At 31.8% G+C, this 1167-nt stretch carries 2 protein-coding genes; one reads left to right on the forward strand and one right to left on the reverse strand.

Going from position 1 to position 1167, the window contains the following annotated elements; all coding sequences use genetic code 11:
• Positions 1 to 245: hypothetical protein (locus tag CY0110_RS31295; protein ID WP_008279010.1), on the forward strand; the 245-nt coding region annotated here is incomplete at its 5' end.
• A gap of 5 nt (positions 246 to 250) precedes the next feature.
• Here CY0110_RS31295 and CY0110_RS27785 read toward each other — a convergent pair.
• A partial coding sequence (locus tag CY0110_RS27785) for an oligosaccharide flippase family protein (protein ID WP_008279011.1) occupies positions 251 to 1167 on the reverse strand: 917 nt, incomplete at its 5' end.

Below are 1167 nucleotides of genomic sequence, written 5' to 3' on the forward strand. Positions count from 1 at the left end.
GACGATCCAAGATCATCCAAGAACAAATACACACAATCGAATGTTTTAACTCAAATTCGTCATTAACTGCACGGAAACAAAAATTTGAATCTATTGAAGTTTATACAAAATGGATTGCTGAGGATGCTTATCAACGTCAATCAATCCCATTTGAACAGCAACTCAAACAAGCTAAATTACATAGAGACCAAACTCTTACAGGAAAAATTAAGAGAAAGTTGTGGAATTTAGGTTTGCTTAAATAAAATCTTTAACTTATCACATTATCAAAGGGTAATCCTAAACCAAGATAATATCGGAATAGCGATATAAGAAAAATAATAATAACCAGAATACTAGTTGCTTGAAAATCTTGTTTTAGACAAGGAAAACCCTCTTTATAAAGACCATAGTTAACAGCAAGATAAGGCACTATATCATTAGCAGCAATGACTATGACAACACCTAAAACCTTCATGAAAGAATATCCTAAAGGCACTAGAATTATAATATATAAAACCTTTAAAAAGTTCCCAAAAGCAACATAGTATGGTTTTGCAAGAGCTAAAAGTACAGGGTTAATTGTCCCATGTAATACAATTGGCCAAATTCCTAGTGACAAAATTGAAAGCATCCACCCTGCATTGTGATATCTCGAATCATAAAGACTAAAAATTATCCAGTCTCCGCTAGTAAACAGAATAGTTACACAACAACCAAGTATAAATAATATATATTTTCTTTTGTTTAAAATTCTATTTCGTAGTTCTTTTTTTTCCAATTCTTGTTGTTTTTGAGAAATTAAAGGAAATATAACTGAACTATTGAGAGACATCATTAGTTGTCTAGGTATAGAGGATAAAGTGAAAGCAATCATATATATGCCTAGCATCTCTAAAGAAAATATTTTACCCAACATTAATCTATCACCCTGGCTGGCTAAAAAAGTCATGGCCGTAGAAACAAAAATCCAACGACCAAAAGAAGAAATTTCTTTAATAGATTCTTTGTCCCAAACAAAACGGTTAGATACCTTTGAGTCTAGTCGATGACTGATAATCATATTAACCAAACTAGAAATTAAGTTACCCACGACTAAAGCCCAAATAGAACGTTGAAAATACGCCCAAACAATCATTATCGTTAAGGTTATTACTTGCACCCCTAATTGAAGTAGGGTTAATTTAC

This window comes from Crocosphaera chwakensis CCY0110, from assembly GCF_000169335.1.
In the GTDB taxonomy this organism is placed as follows: domain Bacteria; phylum Cyanobacteriota; class Cyanobacteriia; order Cyanobacteriales; family Microcystaceae; genus Crocosphaera; species Crocosphaera chwakensis.